The organism is Pseudomonas sp. E6002, from assembly GCF_013385565.1.
GTDB lineage: Bacteria > Pseudomonadota > Gammaproteobacteria > Pseudomonadales > Pseudomonadaceae > Aquipseudomonas.
Genome location: NZ_JACAPT010000074.1, coordinates 1 through 2,695, shown reverse-complemented (window position 1 = coordinate 2,695; position 2,695 = coordinate 1). Strand labels below are relative to the sequence as shown.

Genomic DNA, 2,695 nt, shown 5'->3' with positions numbered 1-2,695 from the left:
CGGAGCAATGCCGGAGTGAGGGAACGCCGAGCCCTAGCGAGGCGCCGACAGGCGGGGCAGAGCGCTTTGGTTACTTTGCCGCTTTTGCAAAGTGACTCGCTGTAAGAGCGAAACCATAAGCGGCCGTTACCGCAGCAACGGATATATACCCAAACCCAACCAACACCCAACCACTACTCCGCACTACGCTGCGTATGACTCGATACAAACTGCCGAAACCGCTCAGTCGGCAACCCCTCAAACAACTCCGCCGGGGTGCCCTGGGCATCAATCAACCCATTGGCCATAAACACCACCCGATTGGACACATGCCGCGCAAACCCCATCTCATGGGTCACCACCAACATGGTCCGCCCTTCCTCGGCCAGCGACCGCATCACCCGCAACACCTCCCCCACCAACTCCGGGTCCAGCGCCGACGTCGGCTCATCAAACAACATTACTTGCGGGTTCATCGCCAACGCCCGGGCAATCGCCACCCGCTGCTGCTGCCCACCCGACAAATGCGCCGGGTAATAATCACGGCGATCATAAAGCCCCACCTTGTGCAGCAGTTGCTCAGCTTCCTCCACACACTCGGCCTTCGAACGCTTGAGCACCCGCATCGGCCCCTCGATGACATTTTGCAAAACCGTCATATGCGACCACAGGTTAAAACTTTGGAACACCATGCCCAGCTTGCTGCGCATGGTCTCCACCTGCCGCGTGCTGCCAGGCAACAACCGACCGTTGCGCTGGCGCTTGAGCTCGATGGTTTCGCCGTCGAGCACAATACTGCCCTCGTCCGGGGTTTCCAGCAGGTTGATACAACGCAGGAAAGTGCTCTTGCCCGAACCGCTGGCACCGAGGATGGAAATCACGTCACCTTTGTGAGCCTCCAGCGAAATCCCCTTGAGAACCTGTGCCGAACCGAAAGCCTTGTGAATGTTGTTAACCGTAAGGGCGCTCTGAATCTGAGTACTCATGACAAGCTCCGCTGCAATCAGGAATGAGAAATAGGTTCGGGGGTTTGCTTGACCGGCACGTCTTTCGGCCGCTCACGCAGATGGGGCGACAGACGATGTTCAATCCACGCCACCACACGCACCACCAGGAAATTCAGGATCAGGTAGATCAACGCCGCACAAATGAACACTTCCATGGTGCGGTAGGTACGCTGGATGATTTGTTGCGCCACGCCGGTGACGTCCCACACGGTGACCAGGCTGGCCAGCGCGGTGGACTTGACCAGCAAAATGGCCTCGGTGGAATAGGCCGGAAGCGCCTGGCGCAAGGTGACCGGGCCGATCACTCGCCACAGCAGGGTCCAACGCCCCATGCCTACCGCCTGCCCCGCTTCGATCTGCCCTTGAGGCACGCTCAGCAGGCCACCGCGAATGATTTCAGCGGTGTAACCGGCGGTGCACAGCGCCAGGGAGACCACGGCGCAGCCATAAGGGGACCTCAACACCACCCACAGGAAGCTGTCGCGAATCGCCGGGAACTGCCCCAGGCCGTAATAGATCAGGAACATCTGGATCATCAACGGCGTGCCGCGAAACAGCATGATGTAGAAACGCGCCGGGTAGCTGAGGAATGGCCAGCGGCTGACGCGCATGGACACCACGCCCAGCGACAGCAGCAACCCCAGGGTCAGGGACGAAAAAAACAAGGCCAGGGTGATGGGCAAGGCACCCAGCAACTTGAGCATGGTGTCGGCAAGAAAGGCGAAATCGATCATGGCAAACGGTCCCTTCTCACGACTGTGCAGGATTGCGCCGCTGCGTACGCTGTACGCGCGCTTCGGCAATATTGAAAAGACGGCCCGAAAGCCCGGTCAGAATCAGGTAGCACACGCCGCCGACGATGTAGAACGTGAAGTACTGGCGCGTGGAACCCGCCGCCACCTGGCTGGCGCGCATCAGTTCCACCAGGCCAATCACCGAAATCAGCGCGGAGTCTTTCAGGCTCATTTGCCAGACGTTGCCCAGGCCCGGCAGCGCGTACCGCCAGATCTGCGGGATCAGCACCCGGCGAATCCGCGTTGCGCGGTTCATGCCGATCGCCAGTGCTGCCTCAAGCTCACCCTTGGCCACCGCGATAAAGGCACCGCGATAGACCTCAGCCTGATACGACGCCGAGATCAATCCGACGGCGATGGCCCCCACCATGAACGGCGGGACATCGACATAGCCTTCACCGCCAAACCAATGATTGACGGCCGTCACCACACTGGCACCGCCGAAATAGAACAGGTAGATCACCAACAGCTCCGGAATCCCCCGGAACAGGATGGAATACGCATCCCCCAGGTATCGCAAGGCACGCTTTTTGGAAAGCTTGGCCATGGCCACCAGGCTGCCGACCAGCGCACCGACCACCAGCGCCGCAAGGGTCAACAACACGGTCATGAGGGCGGCCTTGAGCAAGGCCATCCCCCAACCCGTGTCGCCAAAACTGAGCATCTGCATGAGACTCATCAAGTCACTCCTACCGAAAACACATAAAGCACCGGAACCTTGAAATCCGTCTCAACCTGCCCGACGTCCATGAAGCAAAGGGTGCAACTGGCTGCCTGGTTTACTTGACCATCGGCAGGTTCAAACCCTGCTCCCTGGCGCAATCAATCGCGATCTGGTAGCCCGCATCCGCATGACGCATCACGCCGGTCGCCGGGTCGTTGTGCAGCACGCGAGCGATACGCTCGGCGGCTTCG

The 2,695-nt window shown here is 59.9% G+C and carries 4 protein-coding genes; all 4 read right to left on the bottom strand.

Going from position 1 to position 2,695, the window contains the following annotated elements; genetic code table 11:
* Positions 1 to 173: 173 nt before the first annotated feature.
* Positions 174 to 965: an ABC transporter ATP-binding protein gene (locus HX815_RS31480; RefSeq protein ID WP_003220035.1), complete on the bottom strand. Its 792-nt coding sequence runs from the start codon at positions 963 to 965 to the stop codon at positions 174 to 176.
* A 17-nt stretch (positions 966 to 982) separates the two neighbouring features.
* Positions 983 to 1,720 carry an ABC transporter permease gene (locus HX815_RS31475; protein ID WP_003220033.1) on the bottom strand — a complete coding sequence of 246 codons (738 nt, stop codon included), beginning with the start codon at positions 1,718 to 1,720 and terminating at the stop codon, positions 983 to 985.
* Positions 1,721 to 1,736: 16 nt separating this feature from the next.
* Positions 1,737 to 2,459 carry an ABC transporter permease gene (locus HX815_RS31470; protein ID WP_003220032.1) on the bottom strand — a complete coding sequence of 241 codons (723 nt, stop codon included), beginning with the start codon at positions 2,457 to 2,459 and terminating at the stop codon, positions 1,737 to 1,739.
* Between the two features lie 100 nt (positions 2,460 to 2,559).
* Positions 2,560 to 2,695 (bottom strand): hypothetical protein (locus HX815_RS31465; RefSeq protein WP_177029498.1); only part of this gene is annotated, 136 nt, incomplete at its 5' end.

Excerpts from the sequence above, each read along its gene's own strand:
- HX815_RS31480 (WP_003220035.1), bottom strand. The coding sequence starts at position 965 with ATGAGTACTCAGATTCAGAGCGCCCTTACGGTTAACAACATTCACAAG.
- HX815_RS31475 (WP_003220033.1), bottom strand. The coding sequence starts at position 1,720 with ATGATCGATTTCGCCTTTCTTGCCGACACCATGCTCAAGTTGCTGGGT.
- HX815_RS31470 (WP_003220032.1), bottom strand. The coding sequence starts at position 2,459 with ATGAGTCTCATGCAGATGCTCAGTTTTGGCGACACGGGTTGGGGGATG.